Origin of the sequence: Euhalothece natronophila Z-M001 (assembly GCF_007904085.1) — a bacterium.
GTDB lineage: Bacteria > Cyanobacteriota > Cyanobacteriia > Cyanobacteriales > Rubidibacteraceae > Halothece > Halothece natronophila.
In genome coordinates, this window is the sequence record NZ_CP042326.1 from 167,821 (window position 1) to 191,818 (window position 23,998).

At 40.1% G+C, this 23,998-nt stretch carries 24 protein-coding genes; 15 read left to right on the forward strand and 9 right to left on the reverse strand.

The window, feature by feature from the left end:
* Positions 1 to 110 precede the first annotated feature (110 nt).
* Genes typA through ispE form a run of 3 tightly spaced genes read left to right on the forward strand, consistent with a single transcriptional unit; the run spans position 111 to position 3,642 of the window.
* Positions 111 to 1,901, forward strand: a complete 1,791-nt coding sequence (typA, locus tag FRE64_RS00760) for a translational GTPase TypA (protein WP_146297229.1) — start codon at positions 111 to 113, stop codon at positions 1,899 to 1,901.
* On the forward strand, positions 1,902 to 2,690 hold the full coding sequence (gene rsmA / locus FRE64_RS00765; protein ID WP_146294211.1) for a 16S rRNA (adenine(1518)-N(6)/adenine(1519)-N(6))-dimethyltransferase RsmA: 789 nt from the start codon (positions 1,902 to 1,904) through the stop codon (positions 2,688 to 2,690). It begins immediately after the preceding gene.
* A gap of 7 nt (positions 2,691 to 2,697) precedes the next feature.
* Positions 2,698 to 3,642 (forward strand): 4-(cytidine 5'-diphospho)-2-C-methyl-D-erythritol kinase, encoded by a 945-nt coding sequence (gene ispE / locus FRE64_RS00770; protein WP_146294212.1) that lies wholly within the window; start codon positions 2,698 to 2,700, stop codon positions 3,640 to 3,642.
* Between the two features lie 15 nt (positions 3,643 to 3,657).
* Here the strand turns inward: ispE and mutY are convergent, their stop codons facing one another.
* The 5 genes from mutY to FRE64_RS00795 all read right to left on the reverse strand — a co-directional run bounded on the left by mutY (position 3,658) and on the right by FRE64_RS00795 (position 7,896).
* The gene (gene mutY / locus FRE64_RS00775; protein ID WP_146294213.1) at positions 3,658 to 4,737 is read right to left on the reverse strand and encodes an A/G-specific adenine glycosylase; all 1,080 of its coding nucleotides are present in this window, start codon (positions 4,735 to 4,737) and stop codon (positions 3,658 to 3,660) included.
* Between the two features lie 67 nt (positions 4,738 to 4,804).
* On the reverse strand, positions 4,805 to 5,170 hold the full coding sequence (locus FRE64_RS00780) for a DUF760 domain-containing protein (RefSeq protein ID WP_146294214.1): 366 nt from the start codon (positions 5,168 to 5,170) through the stop codon (positions 4,805 to 4,807).
* A 360-nt stretch (positions 5,171 to 5,530) separates the two neighbouring features.
* Positions 5,531 to 6,475 carry a succinylglutamate desuccinylase/aspartoacylase family protein gene (locus tag FRE64_RS00785; protein WP_146294215.1) on the reverse strand — a complete coding sequence of 315 codons (945 nt, stop codon included), beginning with the start codon at positions 6,473 to 6,475 and terminating at the stop codon, positions 5,531 to 5,533.
* A 21-nt stretch (positions 6,476 to 6,496) separates the two neighbouring features.
* Complete coding sequence (gene rimK, locus FRE64_RS00790; protein WP_146294216.1) at positions 6,497 to 7,402, reverse strand: 30S ribosomal protein S6--L-glutamate ligase; 906 nt, start codon at positions 7,400 to 7,402, stop codon at positions 6,497 to 6,499.
* On the reverse strand, positions 7,402 to 7,896 hold the full coding sequence (locus FRE64_RS00795; protein WP_186708908.1) for an ATP-dependent zinc protease family protein: 495 nt from the start codon (positions 7,894 to 7,896) through the stop codon (positions 7,402 to 7,404). The genes rimK and FRE64_RS00795 overlap by 1 nt, the downstream gene beginning before the upstream one ends.
* Before the next feature lie 297 nt (positions 7,897 to 8,193).
* Here FRE64_RS00795 and FRE64_RS00800 point away from each other — a divergent pair, with 297 nt between their 5' ends.
* The 11 genes from FRE64_RS00800 to FRE64_RS00850 all read left to right on the forward strand — a co-directional run bounded on the left by FRE64_RS00800 (position 8,194) and on the right by FRE64_RS00850 (position 20,045).
* Entirely contained in the window at positions 8,194 to 9,762 is a 1,569-nt protein-coding gene (locus FRE64_RS00800) for a cation:proton antiporter (RefSeq protein ID WP_146294217.1), read from the forward strand.
* 141 nt (positions 9,763 to 9,903) lie between these two features.
* The gene (locus FRE64_RS00805) at positions 9,904 to 10,893 is read left to right on the forward strand and encodes a pentapeptide repeat-containing protein (protein ID WP_146294218.1); all 990 of its coding nucleotides are present in this window, start codon (positions 9,904 to 9,906) and stop codon (positions 10,891 to 10,893) included.
* Between the two features lie 288 nt (positions 10,894 to 11,181).
* Positions 11,182 to 12,327 carry an RNA-guided endonuclease InsQ/TnpB family protein gene (locus tag FRE64_RS00810; RefSeq protein ID WP_146294219.1) on the forward strand — a complete coding sequence of 382 codons (1,146 nt, stop codon included), beginning with the start codon at positions 11,182 to 11,184 and terminating at the stop codon, positions 12,325 to 12,327.
* 299 nt (positions 12,328 to 12,626) lie between these two features.
* On the forward strand, positions 12,627 to 13,706 hold the full coding sequence (locus tag FRE64_RS00815; protein WP_146294220.1) for a hypothetical protein: 1,080 nt from the start codon (positions 12,627 to 12,629) through the stop codon (positions 13,704 to 13,706).
* An 11-nt stretch (positions 13,707 to 13,717) separates the two neighbouring features.
* Positions 13,718 to 14,698, forward strand: a complete 981-nt coding sequence (locus tag FRE64_RS00820; protein WP_146294221.1) for a pentapeptide repeat-containing protein — start codon at positions 13,718 to 13,720, stop codon at positions 14,696 to 14,698.
* 64 nt (positions 14,699 to 14,762) lie between these two features.
* Positions 14,763 to 15,242, forward strand: coding sequence for a 2-C-methyl-D-erythritol 2,4-cyclodiphosphate synthase (gene ispF / locus FRE64_RS00825; protein WP_146294222.1), 480 nt, complete (start codon positions 14,763 to 14,765; stop codon positions 15,240 to 15,242).
* An 82-nt stretch (positions 15,243 to 15,324) separates the two neighbouring features.
* Positions 15,325 to 16,008: a M15 family metallopeptidase gene (locus FRE64_RS00830; RefSeq protein WP_146294223.1), complete on the forward strand. Its 684-nt coding sequence runs from the start codon at positions 15,325 to 15,327 to the stop codon at positions 16,006 to 16,008.
* Positions 16,009 to 16,165: 157 nt separating this feature from the next.
* The gene (locus FRE64_RS00835) at positions 16,166 to 16,975 is read left to right on the forward strand and encodes an RMD1 family protein (RefSeq protein WP_146294224.1); all 810 of its coding nucleotides are present in this window, start codon (positions 16,166 to 16,168) and stop codon (positions 16,973 to 16,975) included.
* Positions 16,976 to 16,980: 5 nt separating this feature from the next.
* Positions 16,981 to 18,207 (forward strand): BaiN/RdsA family NAD(P)/FAD-dependent oxidoreductase, encoded by a 1,227-nt coding sequence (locus FRE64_RS00840; protein ID WP_146294225.1) that lies wholly within the window; start codon positions 16,981 to 16,983, stop codon positions 18,205 to 18,207.
* The gene (gene lpxD, locus FRE64_RS00845; RefSeq protein WP_146294226.1) at positions 18,204 to 19,232 is read left to right on the forward strand and encodes a UDP-3-O-(3-hydroxymyristoyl)glucosamine N-acyltransferase; all 1,029 of its coding nucleotides are present in this window, start codon (positions 18,204 to 18,206) and stop codon (positions 19,230 to 19,232) included. The genes FRE64_RS00840 and lpxD overlap by 4 nt, the downstream gene beginning before the upstream one ends.
* A gap of 153 nt (positions 19,233 to 19,385) precedes the next feature.
* Positions 19,386 to 20,045 carry a hypothetical protein gene (locus FRE64_RS00850; RefSeq protein WP_146294227.1) on the forward strand — a complete coding sequence of 220 codons (660 nt, stop codon included), beginning with the start codon at positions 19,386 to 19,388 and terminating at the stop codon, positions 20,043 to 20,045.
* 68 nt (positions 20,046 to 20,113) lie between these two features.
* Here FRE64_RS00850 and FRE64_RS00855 read toward each other — a convergent pair whose 3' ends face one another.
* A complete protein-coding gene (locus FRE64_RS00855; protein ID WP_146294228.1) occupies positions 20,114 to 20,371 on the reverse strand; it encodes a MoaD/ThiS family protein in 258 nt (85 codons plus the stop codon).
* 21 nt (positions 20,372 to 20,392) lie between these two features.
* Entirely contained in the window at positions 20,393 to 20,614 is a 222-nt protein-coding gene (mazE, locus tag FRE64_RS00860; protein ID WP_146294229.1) for a type II toxin-antitoxin system MazE family antitoxin, read from the reverse strand.
* A 132-nt stretch (positions 20,615 to 20,746) separates the two neighbouring features.
* On the opposite strand from mazE, the gene FRE64_RS00865 reads away from it, so the two are divergent.
* Positions 20,747 to 21,919 (forward strand): RNA-guided endonuclease InsQ/TnpB family protein, encoded by a 1,173-nt coding sequence (locus tag FRE64_RS00865; protein ID WP_146294230.1) that lies wholly within the window; start codon positions 20,747 to 20,749, stop codon positions 21,917 to 21,919.
* A gap of 101 nt (positions 21,920 to 22,020) precedes the next feature.
* Here the strand turns inward: FRE64_RS00865 and thyX are convergent, their stop codons facing one another.
* On the reverse strand, positions 22,021 to 23,340 hold the full coding sequence (gene thyX / locus FRE64_RS00870; protein WP_146294231.1) for an FAD-dependent thymidylate synthase: 1,320 nt from the start codon (positions 23,338 to 23,340) through the stop codon (positions 22,021 to 22,023).
* A 25-nt stretch (positions 23,341 to 23,365) separates the two neighbouring features.
* Positions 23,366 to 23,971, reverse strand: coding sequence for a dCTP deaminase (dcd, locus tag FRE64_RS00875; protein WP_246140363.1), 606 nt, complete (start codon positions 23,969 to 23,971; stop codon positions 23,366 to 23,368).
* Positions 23,972 to 23,998: the final 27 nt, after the last annotated feature.

The following is a 23,998-nucleotide window of genomic DNA, read 5'->3' on the forward strand; positions in this document are numbered from 1 at the left end:
ATAGAAGAAGTTGCCATGTTTTTAAATGTTAAGCCTTTTCCCCGATTCCGAAAAGTGTAACAATAAGCTACAATCATTAAGAAATCTTGATATTATCCCAAGGGACTCCCATGACGCTTTCTATTCGCAACGTCGCTATTATCGCCCACGTTGACCACGGCAAAACCACCCTCGTTGATGCCCTTCTTCAGCAATCTGGGGTCTTCCGAGAAGGAGAGGAAGTTCCTACCTGCGTTATGGACTCTAATGCCCTTGAACGAGAACGAGGCATTACTATCCTCTCCAAAAATACTGCACTACGCTACAAAGATACTCATATTAATATTGTCGATACCCCCGGTCACGCGGACTTTGGGGGGGAAGTGGAACGAGTTTTAGGAATGGTGGATGGCTGCCTCCTCATTGTTGATGCCAATGAAGGGCCAATGCCTCAAACTCGTTTTGTGTTAAAAAAAGCTCTAGAACAGGGCTTACGTCCAATTGTTGTTGTTAATAAAATTGATCGCCCCAATGTTGATCCCGATCGCGCTATAGATAAGGTTTTTGACCTATTTGTGGATCTCGGGGCAGATGATGACCAGTGTGACTTTTTAACCCTTTATGCGTCAGGATTAAGTGGGTTTGCTAAAAGTAATGTGGATGACGAAGGGGTGAACATGGAACCCTTATTTGAGGCAATTTTAGATCATGTTCCCCCACCAGCAGGGGATGAAACGAAACCCTTACAGTTACAGGTAACGACTCTAGATTATTCTGACTATTTAGGGCGCATTGTCATTGGTCGTGTCCATAATGGCGTGATTAAAGCCGGTCAAGAAGCCGCCTTAGTGAAAGAAGATCGCACTGTTAAAACTAAAGTCTCGAAATTAATGGGCTTTGAAGGTTTACAACGGGTGGAAATTGAACAAGCCAGTGCGGGTCAAATTGTTGCCGTAGCAGGGTTTAGTGATGCCAATATTGGGGAAACCATTACTTGTCCTACTGAACCGCAACCGCTTCCTTTAATTAAAGTGGATGAACCCACCTTACAGATGACTTTCTCTATTAATGATTCTCCCTTTGCTGGGCGAGAAGGTAAGTTTGTTACTTCCCGACAAGTGCGCGATCGGCTTTACAAAGAATTAGAAACCAATGTCGCGCTACGAGTGGAAGAAACTGACTCCCCTGACAAGTTCCTAGTATCTGGGCGCGGTGAACTCCATTTAGGAATTTTAATTGAAAATATGCGCCGTGAAGGTTACGAGTTCCAAGTTTCCCAACCACAGGTAATTTATCGGGAAGTCAATGGGCAACTTTGCGAACCCTATGAATACCTCATTCTTGATGTTCCCGAAGAAGCAGTGGGAAGCTGTATTGAACGCCTTGGGGAACGTAAAGGGGAAATGCAGAATATGCAGGCGACCGAAGGAAATCGCACCCAAGCTGAATTTACCATCCCAGCGCGAGGTTTAATTGGCTTCCGTAGTGAGTTTCTGCGCTTAACTCGGGGAGAAGGCTTAATGAACCACAGCTTCTTAGACTATCGCCCACAAGTGGGGAGTTTGGAAACCCGTCGTAATGGTGTACTAATTGCCTTTGAAGAGGGAACAGCCACCTTCTATGCCCTAAAAAATGCTGAAGATCGTGGGGTTTTCTTTATTACCCCCGGAACTAAGGTTTATAAGGGGATGATTGTGGGAGAAAATACTCGCCCTCAAGACTTAGAACTAAATGTCTGCAAGGCAAAACAGCTTACGAATATGCGTTCTTCTACAGGGGAAGAATTAGTCCAATTACAAGCCCCAGCAGAAATGAGTTTAGAACGAGCATTAGAATATATTAGTTCTGATGAGTTAGTGGAGGTTACCCCAGAGTCGATTCGCTTGCGGAAAATGTCTAAAAAGTTGGCGAAACAGCGTTAAATGAAACCTCGGAAACAGTTTGCTCAACATTGGCTAAAAAGTCAAGAGGCGCTTCAAACGATTATTGAGGCGGCGGCACTGAAAGCCAATGATGAGGTTTTAGAAATTGGTCCGGGAACAGGGATTTTAACCCGTCAACTGATTAGTCGAGTCAAACAAGTGACTGCGGTAGAGGTCGATCGCGCTCTTTTTGACAAACTCCAACAGAAGTTTCATCAACAAGAGAATTTAATCCTCATTCAAGGGGACATTTTACACTTAGATTTGTCCTCTTTCGTGACTCCTTTACCGAATAAAGTCGTTGCCAATATTCCTTACAATATCACTGGCCCCATTTTAGAAAAACTCCTCGGATCAATTTCTCATCCCTCTGGGCAATATGAGAGAATTATTTTACTGGTGCAGAAAGAGATTGCAGAACGTCTTTGTGCCAAAGCTGGTTCAAAAACCTTTGGGGCATTATCCGTGCGGGGTCAATATTTAGCCCATTGTGAATTGATCTCCATTGTGCCAGCAAAAGCCTTTTCTCCACCGCCGAAAGTTGATTCTGCGATTATTTCCTTGATTCCCCGTCCGTTTCCCCTAACCGTCAATTCCCCAGAATTATTAGAAAAGTTAGTCAAACTTGGATTTGCTAATCGTCGCAAAATGTTACGGAATAATTTGAAAAGTATTATCTCACCACAACAATTACAAGCAATTCTGGAACAATTAGAAATAAATCCCCTCGCACGTGCTGAGGACATCAGTGTGTCAAACTGGGTTAAACTGTGTAATCAATTGGGTTAACTGAGCAATGCGTCATTATTCACTGACTGCACCGGCAAAAATTAATTTACATCTCGAAATTCTCGGCGATCGCGCTGATGGTTATCACGAACTGGTAATGATATTACAAGGAATTAACCTCGCTGATCGCATTGATATTAAAGCCGGTAGCACTCAAGATATTCATCTCCACTGCGAACACCCTGATGTTCCTTTAGGAAAAGAGAATATTGCTTATAAAGCTGCACAATTGATGTGTCGAGAATATTCTCAATCCTATGCCCAATATGGAGGCTTAGACATTACCATTGAGAAAAATATTCCTGTAGCAGCAGGATTAGCTGGGGGATCAACCGATGCAGCTGCAGTCTTAGTAGGGATTAATCTACTGTGGAAACTGGGGTTAACTCAACCCGAATTACAAATCTTAGCCAATCAGCTAGGATCAGATATTCCTTTTTGCTTAGAAGGGGGAACGGCTTTAGCCTTAGGGCGTGGGGAGGAATTAAGCCCTCTTGAGGGGTTAGATGATGTGACCGTTATTCTTGCCAAACACCGTAATCTCTATGTTTCTACTGCTTGGGCATACCAAACCTATCGCCAACAGTATGAGAAAACTTATGTAGAACAACCTGAAACTTTGGAATTGGGGAGAAAACAAGCCCATTCTGGCAATTTAGTCAGCGCGATCGGGCAACGGGACTATACTAAAATTGGAAAACTCTTATACAATGATCTCGAAAAAGTGGTCTTTCCCTCTTATCCCGATGTAGAAGCCTTAAAGTTAGCATTTCAGGAACAAGAAGGGGTGTTAGGTACTCTCATGTCAGGAAGTGGCCCCACCGTTTTTACCCTCTGTTCATCTCCTACGGCTGCTAAACAAGTAGTAGAAGGCGTGAAGGCAAAAATGAATGATCCAGCCCTTGAGTTTTGGATTACTGAATTAACCAGCACTGGGATAGAAGTAACTTGAGCAAACGAGCCTAACTTAACCTACAATCACCTCTATAATTTTAGTATTCGCTTTCGGAAAAGGGAACTCCGATAACTGTTCAGGTTTCACCCAACGCAATTCCTGAGACTCTAGCGGTTGTGGTTCTCCCTGCAGATATTGGCAATGATAAACATTTAGAGTGACCCGAAAATGAGTGTAAGCATGATTAATTGTAATTAAATGTTCTCCCACCTCAATCTTAATCCCTAACTCTTCCTCAATTTCCCGTTGAATACAAGCCGCGATCGTCTCATTTGCTTCAATTTTTCCTCCTGGAAATTCCCACAATCCTCCTAACAAACCTTCTTCGGGACGACGATCAATTAAAATTTCCCCTTGATCATTCCAGATTACAGCCACGCCAATTTCTTTATGAGGAAGAGGAGAAGAGGGTTCACGCATAGGGATTTTTGTTTGTAGATTGTATTGCAGGGCTTGACAAAATTCACTCCAAGGGCAAAGTAAACAGGCAGGTTGACTCGGAGTACAGATAGTTGCTCCTAAATCCATTAATCCCTGATTATACTCTCTAGGATGCTTTTTATCTAGTAACGTATCTGAAATTACCCATAATTGTTTAATCGCTTTTTGCGGTGGCTGCTCTAAGCTAACTAAACGCGCTAAAACTCGTTTTACATTGCCATCTAAAATTGAAACAGGTTGATTAAACGCAGCACTAAGGATTCCTCCTGCAGTAGTACGCCCAATTCCTGGTAGGGTGAGCACTTTCTCTAGTTCTTGAGGAAAAATTCCCTGATACTCACTAGCAACTTGTTGAGCTGCCCGATGGAGATTTCGCGCTCTTGCATAGTAGCCTAAGCCTTCCCAAAGTTTTAATATTAAGTCTAAAGAACTTTCTGCAAGAGTAGGAATATCAGGAAATTGATTTAACCAACGATAATAATAAGGAATTACTGTGGAAACCTGCGTTTGTTGGAGCATCACTTCTGATACCCAGATATGATAGGGATTAGTGGTGCTACGCCAAGGAAGATCCCGTCCTTGAGCTTGATACCATTCTCGCAACGATCGCTGTAAAGAGTGAATGACCGTTGAATTTTCCCAAAATTCCATAGTTAATTTTCAAAAAATAAAGCCCACCAAGAACGAGCTTAGAGACGACTCCAACTTAATAAATTTTCTATTGTTCCCCATAATCTTGGGAAGACTTATGTTCGGCGGCTTGCAAAGAGCGCTCAAAATTCATCCGCTGTTCTGCATTCCGCAAGAAATAGCCACTCATCATTGCTGAGGCGAGAAGTCGTCCTAAGTGTTCTCGGGTAGTACTGATGCTAACATTAAACTGATCCGAGGGGAGTCCTCCTAACAAACCAACAATATTGCGCTCCATTACTTGAAATACTTCTTGAGACTGAGGATGAGAAAGTTGTTCGACTACTTCCGGATTAAGAGACTGCACATATTGCCAGAGATAATTTTTCCCTTCTCCTCCTTGCTCGAAAAACTCAGAATTATAATTTTGTTGGCTGTTATGATGATTGATCATCAGTTTCCTCCTTACTTTACCTCTATTTCCTGTAGTAGCGAACTGCTAAGGTTAGTGGATTTATATTTCATCTTCTAGCCTCTACTTTAACAATTTATCCCTGACAATTCGATCTGTGAAACCGTACTTCTAGAGTCGGTTCTTTCGACTACTTTAAGAATCTCTACCTCTGAGCGTTGGTAAAATGAGTTATCTTAGGGGACGATGATGTTATTCCCCTTAATAGCCTATGACTCCCAATGAACTGTTGATGTTAGTGGTTCTCCTTACCCCCGGTATCTTGTTATCTGTCATTGTGATGGTTACGTTTGCTGAGGGAGGTTGAAAACGGAGGCTAAGTTAGCATCAAAAAAACTTAAACTAAAGTGCAGCAATATGAATAATGCCATCTCCTTGATTAACTAAAGGATTCTGAGTGTGTCCAATAATAATGCCATTGAGAGGAGACTTGATGGTGATTCTCTCGTTACCAAAGGCATTAGCAATGATTCCTAAAACTTGCTTTTTTGTGACGAATTCTCCTAACTGCACTTGTAGGCGTAAAATCCCTCCTCGAGAAGCCCGAACCCATTTAGTTGTTTGCACTTCTACAGAAGTAGCAGGAGTAATGGGAAATGCTAACATCTCTAAACGATTCATTACCCTTAAAATTCCTTGTTTGCCTACCTGAATCGCATCAGCATCAAAACGTAAGGCTTCTCCGCCTTCATAGAGTAAAATAGGAATCCCTTTTTTCGCTACAGCTTGTCGGAGAGAACCATCTCGTGTAGTAGCATGAATCATTACTGGTGCCCCAAAGGCTTTAGCACAAGCATAAGTTTCCTGATCAAGGAGATTGGCTCGAATTTGTGGAAAATTGGTTCGATGGTCAGAGGCAGTATGGAGATCAATGCCATGGGTGCAACGGTTGACAATCTCTCGCATAAATAAATCTGCTAAACGTGAAGCCAGCGATCCCTCAGCAGACCCTGGAAAACAGCGATTTAAGTCACGACGATCAGGTAAGTAGCGGGATTGTTCTAAAAATCCAAATAAATTGACAACAGGAACAGCAATGAGCGTACCCCGTAATTGTTTCGGGTTGACTTGTTCTAAAACTTGCCTAATAATCTCTACTCCATTAATTTCATCACCATGAATGGCAGCACTTAGCCATAACTTTGGTCCGGGTTCAATCCCATGGAGAACAGTAACAGGGAGAGAAAGCAAGGTGTGTGTAATTAATCGTGCTACTGGAATTTCTATTTCACAACGTTCCCCGGGCGCGATTGTTTCCCCAACAATTTCGATTTCAGTTTGAATCATTATTAATGATTATCTTTATTTTTAATATCGAATGCGATCGCTGAGTTTATTCGGCACAGCATTTTTTTCAATAAAATCAATAATTTTGCCAGCTACATCTACCCCAGTGGCTGTTTCAATCCCTTCTAATCCAGGGGAAGAATTAATTTCCATGACCACAGGTCCATGATTTGAGCGCAACAGATCCACTCCTGCCACTCGTAAGCCCATGGCTTTTACAGAACGAACGGCTGTGCTTCTTTCTTCGGGAGTGAGTTTAATTTTCTCGGCTTTGCCACCGCGATGTAAATTAGACCGAAATTCACCTTCTGCCCCCTGTCGTTTCATGGAGGCGACAACTTTTCCGCCAATGACAAAGCAACGGATATCAGCCCCTTTCGCTTCTTTAATAAACTCTTGCACGAGGATGTTTGCGTCTAATCCTCGAAACGCCTCAATAACGGATTTAGCGGCTTGATGAGTTTCTGCGAGAACTACGCCAATGCCTTGAGTTCCTTCTAATAGTTTAATCACTAAGGGCGCACCGCCGACCGTTTCAATTAGCCCATCAATATCTTGAGTAGCGTGGGCAAAACCTGTTACTGGCAGTCCAATTCCTTCTCGAGCAAGAATTTGTAAACAGCGCAGTTTATCGCGCGATCGCGAGATAGCTTGAGATTCATTAGCACTAAAGACTCCCATTAATTCAAATTGCCTGACTACCGCAGTACCGTAAAAAGTTCTGGAAGCACCAATTCTAGGGATTACAGCGTCATACTCTTCTAAAGGGTTTCCTTGATAAACCACAGTGGGTTTATGAGAGGTAATATTCATATAACAGCGCAAGTAATTAATTACTCGCACCTCATGTTCTCGCTCCGTTGCCGCTTCTTTTAATCTTTTTGTGGAATAAAGAGACGCATCTTGTGATAGAATTGCTATTTTCATCAGTATTCGTCGCTATAAGTTTCTATGGGTTGACTTTGCAGATAAGAGTGTCCTGGATCGATCAAAAACAGGCTTCGGACTGCTTGACGACCTAAGAGCATCCGAAACCCCATTACATCACGATTAGTTAGGGTTAATTCAATTAACCATTCTCTCTCGCCCAATTTTACTACGGTTTCAATCACAGGACGTAATTGTGCAACTCCGCCAGAGTTACGAACGTTTCGCATCTCTAAAAGTTTTGCCTCAGCTTCGATGGTTATCTCAGTATTACGTTGATAAGGATGCACCCAAAAGTAAACCCACTTTTCTCCTTGTTTAGAGTCGTATTCAAGGTGATAAGCATGAAGAGCAGACGATCGCGCTCCTGTATCAATCTTAGCTTTAATTTTCGGAATGTTAAGCTCAGGCAGGGTAACTACTTCACGCCAACCTAACACAGGTTGCTGTGAAAAGGAGTGAGATTGAGAAACAGAGATGGGAGATTGTGGCATTTAAATCTAAAAAAAGTGTTTCAAAACGGCAAAAATCTGTTTTAATAGTAATTAAAGTCTGATCGACATCATTAGATTTGATCTTAATTTCTCTCTTCTGTGGGGCGACGGTGCAAGGATTTCACTTTATACTGTCCGTAGAGAGTTGGATTACTTTATTATCTTTTCTGGTTAGAAAGATGCTTAGGCAATATCGATTGTGATTTCTATCAATTGTTAATTGGTTGATTTAATCTTAAACCAAACTAGCCCTTATTTTCCTCCCGTTCTTATTTCTCCCATCCTGACATAATTGCTATGGCACTCGAAAATGTAGTCGGTGAAGCACCTTTACAAGAACACTTAAAACAATTTCTACTTGTTCTTTCTGTTTCCCTCGGCGTAGCTACGATCTCTCGTTCTTTTCCTCGATTTCGCGATATCCCCTATACCCTACTTTTAGTAATTGTGGGGGTATTTTTGGCTTTAATTGATATTCGTTTAATTAATGTTCCCCCTGAAGTTACTCTCTTTATCTTTCTCCCTCCCTTACTCTTAAAAACGGCATTAGACTTAAATTGGTCAGTGGTAAAAAATGATATTAACATCATTTTCGTTATTGCGGCAACAGGGGTTTTTCTGACAATTATTGGCGTAACGATTACCCTGACCACTCTAACAGGGATTTCCCCTTTAATTGCCCTGTTAGCGGGAGCCAGTTTATCGGCAACTGCCCCTGCGCCAATTACGGCTTTATTTGGGCGTTTAGGGGTAAAACAGCGATTAGTGGCTCTCACTGAGGCAGAAAATCTTTTTAATGTCGCGATCGCGATCGGGGCATTTGTCCTCCTAATGGACTTGCCAACAGATCTAAACCCAGGAGACATTAACTTTTCTGGCTTATCTGTCAATGTGATTACCCTAGTTGGGATTGGCTTAGTAATGGGAGCAATTGTCGGATTAGTTTTTTCTTATCTGTTACATCACTCTGACTCACGATTTTTAGGGCGTTCTTTGTTGCTAGTTGCCTCCTATGGGACTTATTTATCCACGGAAGAACTAGGGGGATCTGGGGCAATTGCTGTGATCGTTACTGGCTTAATTGTCGGGACTTTTGGGGTTTCGGAAATGAACCCGCATAAAAAGCAAATTCTATCAGAATTTTTAAGTTTTGTCGCCTTTCTCGTTAATTCCATTGTCTTTTTAGTAATCGGTGACAAAATTAACTTTGCCCAATTAGGAGAAAATCTTTACCCCATTACTATTGCCATTATTACTGTTTTAGCCTCTCGCGCGATCGCGATTTACGTTACCAGCTACTTAGGAAACCAATTTGAATACTGCAACATCACTTTACCCGAACAAACCGTCCTTTGGTGGTCTGGATTGAGAGGATCTGTGTCAATTGCTCTTGCCTTAAGTGTTCCCATTGTTCTCGTGCAAAGCCAAACCTTAGAAGCAGTAGTTTTTGGCGTAGTTTTGTTTAACCTCTTAGTACAAGGATTAAGCAGTAAATGGCTCTTAAAGCGACTAGGCTTCTTATCCGATGAACGCCTGCAAGAAAAATACTTACAGCTAATTGCTCGGGCAGTTGCCCTCAAGCAAATCCTAACTCACCTCAACGAAGAAGAAATGACGCAACGTTGGGAAGCCGATCCCCGATTTAATCAATATCGGGCTTGTGTAGAAGAGCAACTAGCGCAATTAGAAAAGGAAATTGAAGAATATACCCAAAAGAACCCCTCCTTACAAAAAGTAGCCCATGAACAATTAAAACGAGAATTAATCGCAATGGAGACTGGAATTTACTCAGCATTTGTTCAAAGTGGTTTTTTGAGTGAAGCACCTCCTCTCCTGTTACCAGAAGTTCTACAGGATCAAACTTAGCACCTACTAGTTTTCCTCTCATCAGAGAGAGGAATGATAATTTTTAAGGAAATTGTTGGTATCCTAAGGAATTGAAGTTAAAACAGTTGATTTTGATTTGAATTACATATTTTCTAACATCAGCAATGATTGGTTTCCTCAATGGAAGTGAAAGAACTACTTGCTCAGTATGCCCAAGGACAAAACAACTTTACGGCAATTGATCTCAGTGGCGTAAACCTCTGGGGAGCAGATTTAATTGGAATTCATTTTGAGCAGTGTAGGTTGCAAGCTGCCATCTTAACCTTTGCCTACTTAAATCAAGCCTATTTTGCAGAATCTGATTTAACTGGCATCAAACTAAGTGGATCCAATCTCAATCAAGCCACCTTCAAACAATCTTCTCTTTATAACGCGGATCTTCACGGGGCAAGTTTACAAAAAGCTATTCTCAAAGGAGCAAACTTTAATTACGCCAATTTAGTAGATGCTAACCTGACAGAATCTGATTTAAGGGAAGCAGATCTTAGTCATGCCAACCTTACTGGTGCCTGTTTACGATTTGCCAATTTACGAGAAGAAAACCGTAAAATTGCTAAATTACAAGGAGCAAACCTTGAAAAAGTTGATTTACAAGGGGCAAATTTAAGAAACGCTGACTTAAGACAGGTCAAATTACAAGGAGCAAACCTAAAAAACGCTATTTTGCGAGGAGTAGATTTACGGGGGGCAAATCTCACCGAAGCTAATCTTGAAGAGGCAGTTTTAACTGACGCTCAACTTGATCAAGTTGCTTTAGATGGTGCTAACTTGAAAAAAGCTGTTTTAGAACGATCGCGCTTAGTTGGCGCATCTCTGATTAGTGTCAACTTAGAAGATGCCATTCTTCGCGAAGCAAAGCTTATGAAAGCAAACTTAAAACAAGCTCATCTCCATCTTGCCAGACTCAATGGGGCTGACTTACATCGTTGTAACCTGTCTGGGGCAAACTTGAGCCAAGCTATTTTGATTGAAGCTAACTTAGTGCGAGCTAATCTCCTCAATACTGATGTTAGAGAAGCCAACTTACTCAGAGCTGAACTTAGTAGCGTTGATTTAAGTCAACTAAACTTACAGGGAGCAACCATGCCTGATGGGCGCATTCATAGCTAATTATTTTTAATCCTTAATTTACTAATTATTACCCAAAAGTGGTCGTAAAGCCTCTTTCTTTTAAGAAGAGGATATAGTCGTTCCAATTCAGTTCCGTAGTGCAGCCATCTTGGCTGCTACTAGGGAGCAAGATGCTCCCACTACTTTTAGGTTGCTGTTTTTTATTTGGAATCACTATATAAGGCGAGTGAGTTGAAGGCTTCGATCGCCTGAGAACGAACAAATCCTCACGCTTTGCTCCGGCGATCAATCTCTGTTAGAATAAATTTATGCCAACGAGGTAGCGTAGTGTTTGTCCTTGAGTATAAGGTAAAAGCCAAACCGTCCCAATATCAAGCCATTGACGGTGCCATTCGCACTGTCCAATTTGTGCGTAATAAATGCGTGCGTTATTGGATGGATCATCAAGGTGTTAATAAATACGACTTAAGCAAACTGTGTAAGCAGTTGGCGGAGGAATTTGACTTTGCGGGGCGACTCAATTCTCAAGCTAGACAAGCATCCTCAGAACGGGCTTGGTCAGCTATTCATCGGTTTTATAAAAATTGTCAGAATGGTATTAAAGGGAAACAAGGTTATCCAAGATTCCAAAAGAATAACCGTTCTGTTGAATATAAAACCTCGGGATGGAAGCTCGACCCCAATACTAAAAAACACATTACGTTCACCGATAAAAACGGAATCGGACGATTAAAGTTAATTGGCAGTCGAGACATTTATTTCTATTCTCCTGATGACATTAAGCGAGTTCGGTTAGTTAGAAAAGCAGATGGTTATTATTGTCAGTTTTGTATCAACATTGACGTAACTGAAAACATAGAACCCTCTAATCAAAACATTGGTCTAGATGTAGGACTAGAATCTTTCTATACGGATTCCAATGGTCATAAAGAACCTAACCCTCGTTTTTTCCGTAAAGGAGAAAAGGAATTAAAACGATGTCAACGTCGCCTGTCTAAAAAAGAGAAAGGCTCATCTAATCGCAGAAAAGCAAGACAAAGGTTAGCCAAGAAACACCTGAGAATAAGTAGGCAGCGCAGTGAACACGCCAAGAGACTGGCGCGTTGCGTAATCACATCTAACGATGTCGTCGCCTATGAAGACTTACAGGTTAGAAACTTGGTTAAAAATCATAATCTTGCTAAATCAATTTCAGATGTTGGTTGGTATCAATTTCGAGTCTGGCTAGAGTATTTCGCCCAAAAGTTTGGGAAGGTAACAGTGGCAGTTCCACCTCAATACACGAGCCAAAAATGCTCTAGTTGTGGTCGAATTGTGAAAAAGTCGCTATCAACTAGAACTCATGCTTGTGTTTGTGGGCATAGCTTAGACCGTGACCACAACGCGGCGATCAACATTCTGAGAGAAGGACTCCGTACGATCGGGCAGATCGGAACGGCCCCCTCTCTTTCTCCCCCAGTGGGGGAGATGTAAGAGGGGGAAACGCTTGGGGAGATGGAACCGCTACTGTTGTTGGAGAAGTCCAATCGCAGCAAGTCCCGTCGCCTTGTGAACTTAGTTCATAAGTTAGAACCAAGAATCCCCTCGCCTTTAGGCAGGGGAGTGTCAATGACTTGCTATGTTAATATTAGTTTCAGCAATGGTACTGAACTCAAAAGTAACCATACTTGTGATAGAAAGGATACAATTGAGCTTTTTAGTTTCCGTTTGATTAGTAATCTTTTATTTAAGCTATCAGTTTAGCTCGGTTTCCCTACCCTAGGAGAAATATCATGCTTCGTGTTTCCCCTTCCTTGTTTCAATCCCTAGAACAGCAACAACAGTTAATCATGATGAAAAAGCTATTATTTGCTGTTTGTAGAAATTATTGGGAAAATAATCGAACCATTCTTGCTTCCACAAAACTAGAAGATCTCCTACTTGAACTCTATGAATGCTACCCTAGTCGCTTAGCAGTGAGAAATAAACTTGAAGAAGTAGTTGAGGGGTTAAATAAACGAGAAAAGTATTATCCTATATCAGCCATATTAATCCAAAAAATTAGTAAAATTTATGATGGATCAACTAATCAAGACCAAACTTTATTAGCACCTTTACCAACTGAGGAAATAAGGATGATCACTTCCACCGGGGTTAATGTAGCCATCCCGAACATTGTTCATAAATTTGAGCAAGATGAACATTATCAACGCATCCACAAAATTTTATTTGCTCTGTATGCAAAGTGCTGGGAAAATGATCCAAATATTTTATACAATTATCCACTAGACTACTTAATTAAAGAAGTTTATCGCCACTATAGTAATCTTGAAAGTCTCACCTTCAATTTACTCAAAATTATTAAAGGCTTAAATAAACAAGGAATTTATTCTCAAGTAGCTCAAAAAATTATTAACGAACTAGCTAATCTTTATCAAGAGGAAGCAGATACAGAGCCACTTACATCACTTGCTAGTACGTCTAAAATAACTTTAAAAAATCAAGATTCAAGAAACTATACTAAACCCATTAAAAAATATGATTTTAATAATAATATTTATCAAATTAGAAAACGGCTAATGAAATCAACTAATCCACTCCGAGCAAAAATTATTTTATATTATTTACTTTATTCTTCGCAAATTGAAACTCAAGAAATTGATCAATTATTTTTAAAAAGCTATGAGCTTGATCAAATGCTATTACAAGTACCACAAAAAATTAAAACTTTAGAGAATTTACAAGTAAGCTTAGAAGAAACTGCACGAAAATTATCTGCAAATCATAATATTTTATTGAATAATCTTCAAGATAACTTGAATGTTACAAACGCCATTATTTTATCTCTAAAGCCTTTATATGAAACTTATTAAATTAAAAGCAAATGAATGCTGAAGAAATTATCAATAGCTATACTCAATCAAGAAATAATTTTAGTGGCGAAAATTTAGTTGAAATTAATTTATCGGGTTATGATTTTAGTAAGATAAATTTATCAAAATCAAAATTAGAAAAAGCGGTTTTAATTTTCACTAATTTAAGGGAAGCTAATTTAAGTGAAAGCTATTGTAAGCAAGTGCAATTAAGTGGTGCTAATTTAAGGGAAGCTAATCTTAGTTTAGGAAACTTTTTTAAAGCAGATTTACATGGGGCTATTTTAGAAAAAGCAAATCTAAAAAATGCAAATTTGGTATTTGCTTCATTAATAGATGCCAATTTAATTAAAGTTAATTTTCAAGGAGCAGACTTAACTGAGGCTGATTTAACAGGAGCTTGTTTATTAGGAGCAGTATTTATCGATCACGAAAATAGTGATACTAATTATACAAAATTAGAAAAGTCAGTTTTAGAACGAACTGACTTAGAGGGCACTTGTTTAGACGGATTAAATTTGAGGGAAGTTAATTTAATTGCAGCGAATTTACCTCGATCTAGTTTAGTCAACACTAACCTAGAGGAAGCCAATTTAGCAGGGGCAAATTTAACAGGAGCCAATTTAACGGGGGTTAACTTGACGGAGGCTGATTTAACCGGGGCAAATTTAATAAGAGCTAACTTGACGGAGGCTGATTTAACCGCGACTAACTTGAAGGAAGCAAATCTATATCAAGTAATTCTAAATGATGCCAACCTATCACAAGCAAATCTCGAGAAGGCAAAAATGGTTGCTTCTAGGTTAGAGAGAGCAAACTTAACTCGGGTTAATTTGACAGAAGCTAATTTAAAGCAGGCGAACTTAGCCCGAGCAAACCTAACTAATGCTAATCTAAATCATGCTGATCTAACAGGAGCAGACTTAAATGATACTAATTGGACAAATGTTACTTTAGACGGGGTAATTCTTCCCGATAGCATAGGCTTATAATGCTGTTTCTAAGAGGATTTCACCGAGATCAGTAATAGCTAATAATTTCCAAAAGGAGAAAAGTATGAAGATGCGAGTTGGTAATGGTTATGATTTGCATCGGCTCGGAGAAAATCGTCCTTTAATTCTTGGAGGGGTCAAAATTTCTCATCATCTTGGATTAGTGGGACACAGTGATGCGGATGTTCTTACTCATGCCATTATGGATGCCATGTTAGGAGCACTGAGTTTAGGAGATATTGGTCATTATTTTCCTCCCTCAGACCCAAAATGGGCAAATGCTGATAGTATCAAGTTATTAGAAGAAGTAAAGGCTCTAATTCGAGATCAAGGTTGGCAAATTGCTAATATTGATTCTGTGATTATTGCTGAGCAGCCAAAGTTAAAGCCTCACTTAAAAGCAATGCGCGATCGCGTTTCTCAAACTTTAGACCTAGACTTAGACCAAGTAAGCATTAAAGCCACTACTAATGAAAAAATGGATGCAGTGGGACGAGAAGAAGCAATTTCTAGCTATGCAGTGGTTTTATTAACACAAACTTAGCCCAATCTATCTATTTTGCTACACTTAAAACCGAGTTTGGAGCTTACCATGAACATTTGTGGGGAACGACAAAACGAACCTAATGAAATCTTATCAAGCTATTTCTATTAAAGATTGTGGAGAAGCCTTAGTTGCTATCCCTCAAGATACATTTATTTTAGAAACCCCTCATCCTTATAAAAAGCTAGGTGCTCCCTATGAAGGAATTTCTCCTTATGTGTTGCGAGAATCTGTATTAAAGGGTTTACAGCAAGCACAAAATGAATTGCAAAAGTGGCAACCTGGCTGGCAAATTAAAGTTTTTGATGCTTATCGCCCGATCGCAGTACAACAATTTATGGTAGATTATACTTTTAAGAGTCTTTGTCAGCAATATCCTAACCAGTCAGAAAGCGCGATCGCGCAACAAGTGAGCCAATTTTGGGCACAACCGAGCAATGATCCTAATACCCCTCCCCCTCACAGTACAGGAGCTGCCATTGATATTACTCTTGTCAACGAAAAAGGGGAAACTCTGAATTTAGGGGGCGCAATTGATGAAATTTCCCCTCGTTCTTACCCTGACTTTTATCAAGATGCAACTGGAAAGTCTGAACAAATTTATCACCAACGGCGGGAGCTTTTAAGACATATTATGTTCAGCGCTGATTTTCGACAACATCCTAAAGAGTGGTGGCATTTCTCCCTTGGTGATCAACTGTGGGCTTGGCTAAAATCTCAAGAGACTTCTAACTCCAATATAGTTGCTTATTATGGAAGAGTGTGAAGGCTGGTAGCTAAGCATTTTCTCAATATACTCAATATATTGTAAATCGATTAGTCGTCAAACGGACTCTGAAGGAAAAATATCTTTGGCTAGAAATTTGTATGATAGGAAGAGACAACTCTATTTTTATTGATTTAAGACAATTGTCTCTCACTATATGCAGACCTTAGCATTTCCGAGCCAGAAAACCGAAACCATTACAACTCAAGCCATCTTTGTCGCTGAGTCAATTGACTGTCGCGCCATTGAAAATCACTATGAGTGTATTGCCTCTTTGCCTTCCGTGATTAAACTTAGTGAAACAGGGATGGCAGTTTTGTTCCACTATGGAGTGGTGGTTTTATTCGGTTTGAATCAACAGGAGGAAGAAACGTTTCTCAAAGAATTAGTCGCTTATGTTGGCGAACCGTTTGATAACCCAGAGATGGAAAAAGTTGAAATTAAACTCAATCCCGAAAAAAGTGAACGGGTTAAAAATGGAGTTTTATGGCTTAAGCAATACAGTGTTGAACATTTGCAAATTGTTGCGGATATTTTAGCTAAAACTACTGTTTTGGCTCACTATGAAACTAAACTAGCTTCGGTATTTGATCAAGTAGAACCGTTTACTGCTAGCCTACAAAAAAATCAACGGTTAACTCGTCCCGGAGAAGAATTATTACATGAATTAGGTAGTACATTTTTGTTCCAATATAAAATGGTGGCACGGGTCGAAATTATTGATAAACCGGATTTACTATGGGAGTTTCCAGAATTAGAAAACCTTTATTTGCGACTAGAAGATGAATATGAAATTCGCGAACGTCATATGGCATTAGAGCGCAAGTTAGACTTGATTTATCGCACTTCACAAAGTGTTCTAGAATTAATGCAACATCGGACAAGTTTACGCGCTGAATGGTACATTGTCATTCTGATTGTTATTGAAATTGTTTTATCTTTGTATGAGTTATTTATCAAAGGTTAAATAAGATGCAGCGTGTAATCGTAATTGGCGGTGGTGCAGCTGGCTTTTTTGCGGCGATTACTTCTGCTAGTGTCTCCGCAAAAACAGAAGTCATCCTTTTAGAAGCTGCTAGAAAACCTTTAGGAAAGGTGCGAATTTCTGGGGGCGGAAGATGTAATGTCACCCATCACTGTTTTGATCCTGCACTATTAGTTCAAGCCTACCCTCGTGGTGGAAAAGCATTACGAGGGGCGTTTACACGCTTTCAGCCTCAAGATACGATTGCTTGGTTTCAAAATCGAGGGGTTGATTTAAAAACGGAAGCTGATGGACGAATGTTTCCTGTTACTGATAATTCGGAGACCATTGTTAATTGTTTAGTATCAGAGGCAAAAAATCAGGGAGTTATTATAAAAACTGGGGTAAAAGTGCAATGGCTTAGTTATGAAAACGACCAGTTTGTTGTAGAGTTAAAAAATGGGGAAACTTTATACAGCGATCGCGCTCTGTTAGCAACAGGAAGCCAACGACTTGCTTATCAATGGGCAGCTCAATTCGGTCATAAAATTATCCCCCCAATTCCTTCTCTGTTTACTTTTCATATTAATGATGAACGGTTAAATAATTTGGCAGGAGTTACCGTTAAAGAAGTAGTAATTCAATTAAATATTAAAGGCAAGGAAAAATATCAACAAACAGGCGAATTATTAATTACTCATTGGGGAATTAGTGGGCCAGCCGTTCTCAAATTATCAGCTTATGGGGCAAGAGTTATCTATGATCATGGGTATAATTTAGGACTGATTATTAACTGGCTTCCCTCAGAAAATATGGAAACCGTTAAGGAAAATTTATTAGCTCAAAAACAAGAAACACCCCGTCGCCAAGTGATGAGTTTTTCTCCTTTTGCAATTCCTCGTCGTCTTTGGGAAAAATTAGCTACTGTTGCTGGTATTTCTCCCACTTTACGTTGGGCGGAAATTTCTAAAAAACAAGTGAAAGCCCTAGCAAAAGAGTTGACTCAAGGTGAGTTTCAAATGGAAGGAAAGGGAGTCTTTAAAGAAGAATTTGTTACTTGTGGTGGCGTTGACCTCAAAGGGGTAAACTTTAAAACAATGGAAAGTAAATACATATCAGGGCTTTACTTTGCGGGAGAAATTTTAGATATTGATGGTATTACTGGCGGCTTTAATTTCCAAAACGCTTGGACAACAGGCTGGCTTGCTGGACAAGGAATGAGTAGTGAAACATGAAATTTAGTGTACTTGTTAATCAATTAACCCAAAAAACCCCCATCTCAGCTAATGAAGGAACAAACCCAGAAATTAAGGGAGTCAGCGCGATCGAAGATGCAACAGCAAATACCCTTTCCTACATTGAGGGAAAAAAGTTTGCTACTTTGATTAATCAAACCGAAGCTAGTGGTTTAATTTTACCTCAAGATGAGACGTTACAGGCTCAAGCCACTGCAAGAGGAATTGCTTGGATGGCTAGTCCACAACCACGACTTTTATTTGCTCAAGCAATTGCCTTATTTTATCGCCCCTTCCAACCCACTCCTGATATTCATCCGAGTGCGGTAATTGATCCCTCGGCGGTACTTCAAGAAAATATTTATATCGGGCCTAATGTGGTGATTTATCCTGAGGTAAGAATTAGTAGTGGGGTTTGTATTTATGGAAATGTGGTGATTTATCCTGAGGTAAGAATCAGCGATCGCGCGATTCTCCATGCTAATTCTACAATCCATGAACGCAGTCAAATTGGTAAAGATTGTGTCATTCATAGTGGCGCAGTGATTGGCGGTGAAGGTTTTGGCTTTGTACCTACCCCTCAAGGTTGGTACAAAATGCAACAATCAGGCTGTGTAGTGCTAGAAGATGGGGTAGAAGTGGGGGCAAATAGCAATATTGATCGCCCAGCAGTGGGAGAAACGCGAGTGGGGCGAAATACTAAATTTGATAATGCGGTTCACATTGGACACAGTTGTCAAGTTGGCGAAAATTGTGCTTTTGCTGCCCAAGTGGTGCTTGCAGGGGGTGTAAAAGTGGGAAATAATGTCTTGATTGGAGGACAAAGCGCGATCGCGAATAATGTCACCATCGGAGATGGCGCAAGGGCAACCGGTCATTCTGGAATTACCCGTGATGTGAAAGCAGGAGAAATTGTATCAGGATCCCCTGCAGTTCCTAATCATATTTATTTGCGATCTAGTGCCATTTATAAACGCCTTCCTGAAATGTATCGAGCATTTAAAAGGCTAGCGCATAAAAAGTAAGCTATTTTTTCCATAAGCAATCTTAATGTGACACTTGTCGCGGTGTTAACGTAGCTATTTCCTTGAACCATTAAAATCCCTATAATAGAGTAAGGATGCAAAAGATATCCTAAAGTATTTCAAACTTATTCGCAAAAAGTGCTTTATAAACCTATGATTTCCCCTAAATCTCTTTTCTACACTCTATTAATTGCTCCTCTTGCTTTTGTAGCAACCACTTTCCCTGCTCAAGCAGAAGAAGCCCAACCGACCCCAGGTGAAAGTTATACTAGTGCCTCATTCCTTTCTGAAGATGCTAGTATCTCAGATGAAGTTACCCCTGTTAGCTTTCAAGAAGTTGAAGAAGATGAACTAGCGCAAGTCCAACAACGCGAAAGAATGCCTGCCCGTGAAGCCTTTAGCCCCAATTATATTGGAATTGGGTTAAATGTTGGTCTAGATGGTGATACCGCTTTGGGGAATACCAACTTTGCGATTAATAGCAGATTACAGCTAACTCCAGAGATTTCATTTCGTCCCGGCGCTGTTATTGGTAGCAATGCCTCATTTTTAATTCCTGTTACTTATGACTTTACCCCTTCCCCCGGTGGTCGTGCAGATCAATTAAATCTTACTCCTTATATTGGTGGTGGGGCTTTGTTCGCTACTGGTGATGCCACAGACGATAACTTCGGTGGCTTAATTACAGCAGGAGTGGATATGCCCATTTCCCGTGAACTTACCGCTAATGCTGGCTTAAATGTTGGCTTTATTGATGGCAATACCGACTGGGGATTATTGTTAGGCGTAGGTTACAACATTCCTGGTAACTAAACTTTTTTGCAATAACCCGTAATATGTCTCATTAATTATCCCTAGCCATAAGAAGCTAGGGAAATTTTTTATCCGCCGCTAACAGGGGGAATTAATACCACTTCATCCCCATCTTTTAAGATAGTGTCTGGATCCACAAAATCAAGGTTAATGCCAAAACTGGTTATTTCACGCCACTGTTCTAGTTGCGGTTGTTCTTGGATAATTTGCTCTAATACAGTTTTCACTTCAGTCTGAGGGGGAAATTGGCGTTTAATCTCTTCTACCCCATAAGCCTCTTGATAGGCGGCAAACAGTTTGACAGTAATGGTGATTTGATTTGACATTTTCTACATTATGTGCTGTGCTTATCCTAAGCCATCTCCCACAGTAGAATCCCATAGTTGCATTTCTTGTTGGAAAGTAGAATCTTTTTCTTGCTCCTGATAAGAACGAGCAAGTTGCTTAGTAAACTCTCGCTTTTGTTCCTCAGCTAAAAGTTTATTAACAAACTGACTCCGATCAGATGCTTTTTGGTCAATGAATTTCACAAGCTTTTCATCGAGAGTAATTCTGATTTTAACACTCATCAACTCGCCCTCTGTTTATTTCACCAAGACTTGGCAGGATGCCCCAACTAAATCCGAAGGATTAGTTGTGGGAGGAATGCCAAGCGACTCATTTGTATGCTAACATTTTCATTATGGTGAAAATTTAGTCTGATGGAACAAACATTAACCTTGGTTGTAAAGCTAAATGTAGAACCTGAGCAGGCCTCTCAACTTGAGGAAACTGCTCAGGCTTTTGCTAATGCTTGTACTTGGGTGAATGAGAACGTAAACCATCGTTTAACCAATCGTAATTCCATTCAGGCTGTCTGCTATAACGATGTTAAGGAAAAGTTTGGATTAAAGGCTAACCATATTGTTCGTGCTTGTGCAAGAGTCGCCTCTAACCGAAAGACTGCCAAACATAAAGGTCGGAAAGTTAAAGGGTTCAAACCAACTTCTTTCGATTGTGATGGTAGGACTTTCTCTTTTCGGGAAAAAGATTGGACAGTTAGCGTCTCTACTCTTGGTAAGCGGTTAAGACTAGCCTTAAGAGCCAGCAATTACCATAAGGGTAAACTAACAGGGCGCAAGCCCACTTCGGCTCAAATTTGCAAACATAAAGATGGTCAATGGTATTGCCATATCCAAATCACCATTGATTATCCAGAACCCCAAAAAACTGACAAGGTTATTGGAGTTGACTTTGGGAGACGGGAAATAGCTAGGACATCCACTAATCAAGGATGGGATGGGAAAGAAGTTCAACAAAAAAGAGATAAGTTTTCTAGAGTAAGATCATCTCTTCAGAAAAAAGCGCGTCAGGGCACAAGATCATCTAGACGTAGATGTCGAGAGGTCTTGAAACGGTTATCAGGGCGTGAAAAGAGATATCAGAAGTGGATAAACCACAACATTAGTAAAGCAATTATCTCAGAAGCAAAAGAGACTAACTCCGCAGTGGCAATTGAAGACTTAACTGGTATTCGTGAACGAACTAACCAGAAACCCAGAAACAAGACTGAAAGAAGACGGTCTAACTCTTGGGCTTTCTATCAGTTAAGAACGTTCTTGGAATATAAAGGAATTAAAGAAGGAGTAAAGGTAATTTCTATTCCTCCAGCCTATACCAGTCAGACTTGCCACTGTTGCAACCACATTGGAATAAGAACCAATAAAAGTTTTAAGTGTTCTAACTCCGAATGTGGTTGGGAAGGAGATGCAGATGATAATGCTTCTGAGATGATAGCTAAATGGGGGCGATCAATTGTAATGCGTCCTGGAGGCTCGGAGATTCTATCTTGTAGGATTTCTAGGGCTACTGAAAGCCAAGGGGCTGTCATCTGAGGTCTCCTCAGATGTTTATACGCCCCGTCCATCCACATTGCCTAAGCAATTGGGTGGGGAAGTTTACTTTTAAATCTAGTATATCTGAATTTTTCAGTACTCTAAGGAGATAATCTTGCTTTCTTAGCGCGAGTTTCTTCATACCAAGCTGCCAGTTGCGGAGTCCATTCTTGAAAATGCTGAAAGAGAAGTTCACAGAATTTTTGCGCTTCTAACTGAGCATCTTTTTTCCAGCGTAGATCAAGAAGGTGCATCAGCGATCGCGCATTACAACTCATCACAAAATGTTGTCGCGCATCAAAGGGAATAATACCGCGAGCGTGTTCTTCTGCTAACCCTTCATTAATTCTTTGTTGATAACGTTTACAGGCTTCTAAACACCATTCTAAATCAGCATTACGTTGTTCTTCTGTGTAAGAATAGCGTTTTCCTTGACGATTGGTATAATCTCCAACGGGGCGTAAATAAAATACTTCTTCCACATTTCTTTTCCCATCTACAACATCAAGAATACGCTTTCCTGTATATCGGAAGGAATTATGAACAACCATCCCATTTGCAACAAAATTATGCCAAGGTTCTGCTACTTCTAAATCATAGGTAGTTTGTAAGCCTAAATATTCAACTTTCGCAACTTTAACAGGATGAGCTTTGATTCGAGATTGTTTATTATCAGAAATTTTTTTGTCTAAAACAGCAATACCATTACATAAAATCCAGCAATCTTTTTGATTTTTAGTTACTTCTCCATCTGAAACTAAACCAACTGCTTCACCCATTCGTTGCCAGCCCTCAGTTGTTAACAGTTTATGATTAGTTGTGCAATCTAAGGTTTTTCCATCCTCCAATGTCAAGCGGTAAACAGGCTGAGTCCCACTACAGATGACATCTTTAATATGACTAGTTTCAAATTCTCCTGTCTCTTCATTTAAGACACGGAGGGGCATTTTTTGAAGGCGTTTTTTACAGTCACGGCGATAAGCACCTGGTTTCTCATTATTTCGTCCGCAAATTTTACGTTCTCGAACGGCTTTTTCTCCATTTGCCCATAAATCGTAAAGTTCAGAAATTTTGATTTTTCTGAGACTACCAGAGGCTTGAACAAAAGTGACTTCAGTATCACCGGCAAGACACTGCACATCGAAGCTCACACCAACTCTATGAGTGCGAATTTGTTGCATCATGGAGTGAGGAAAAAATCCCACATTAAAAGTAATTTGAGGATGTTCTAGGGGCCCATAATGCCCTCTTTCTCCAGCTAATAAATACTTAATAACATTTTCCCCTGCTTTGGCTTCATCAGGAGCGCGATCGCGCTTTTCCCATACTAAGTCCTCTGCATAATCTTGATGCATTGCTAACCACATTACTTGCTGTGGATTGGGGGTTGCTTTGATGACTTCGACTCGAAATTTATCCATATTTTATCTCTATTAATTTTCCTTATTAAATACGAGCTAAAGTAACGCGATCAGGCTGTTCTTGATATTTCCCTTTACGCTTTTCATAACTGACTGAACAAGGATCACCTTCTAAAAACACTAATTGAACAATTCCTTCATTGGCATAAATCTTGCAATCAGCACTAGAAGAATTAGAAATTTCTAATGTCAAATAACCACGCCAACCTGCTTCTGCAGGGGTAATATTTGCGATTAAACCACAACGTGCATAAGTCGATTTTCCAATACAAATTACGGTTACATTATCAGGAATATCTAACTTTTCTAATGCTACACCAAGTCCATAAGAATGGGCTGGTAAAATAAAATAACTACCAGTTTCATCTGTACATAATTCCGTAGGTTCTAAATTAGCGGGATTAAAATTTTTCGGATCAACAATCGTTCCTGGAATGTGTCGAAAAATCCGAAACTCATTGGGGGAGAGTCGAATGTCATAGCCAAAACTACTCAAGCCATAGGAAATGACTGGGAGATCATTCTCTAGCCTCCGAATCTGTTGCGATTCAAAGGGCGAAATCATCCCCTGACTTGCCTTCTCTTTAATCCATTCATCATTCTTCAACATCGCGCTTATATCCAGTGCCATTAAATCGCATCCTACACTTTATCAGAA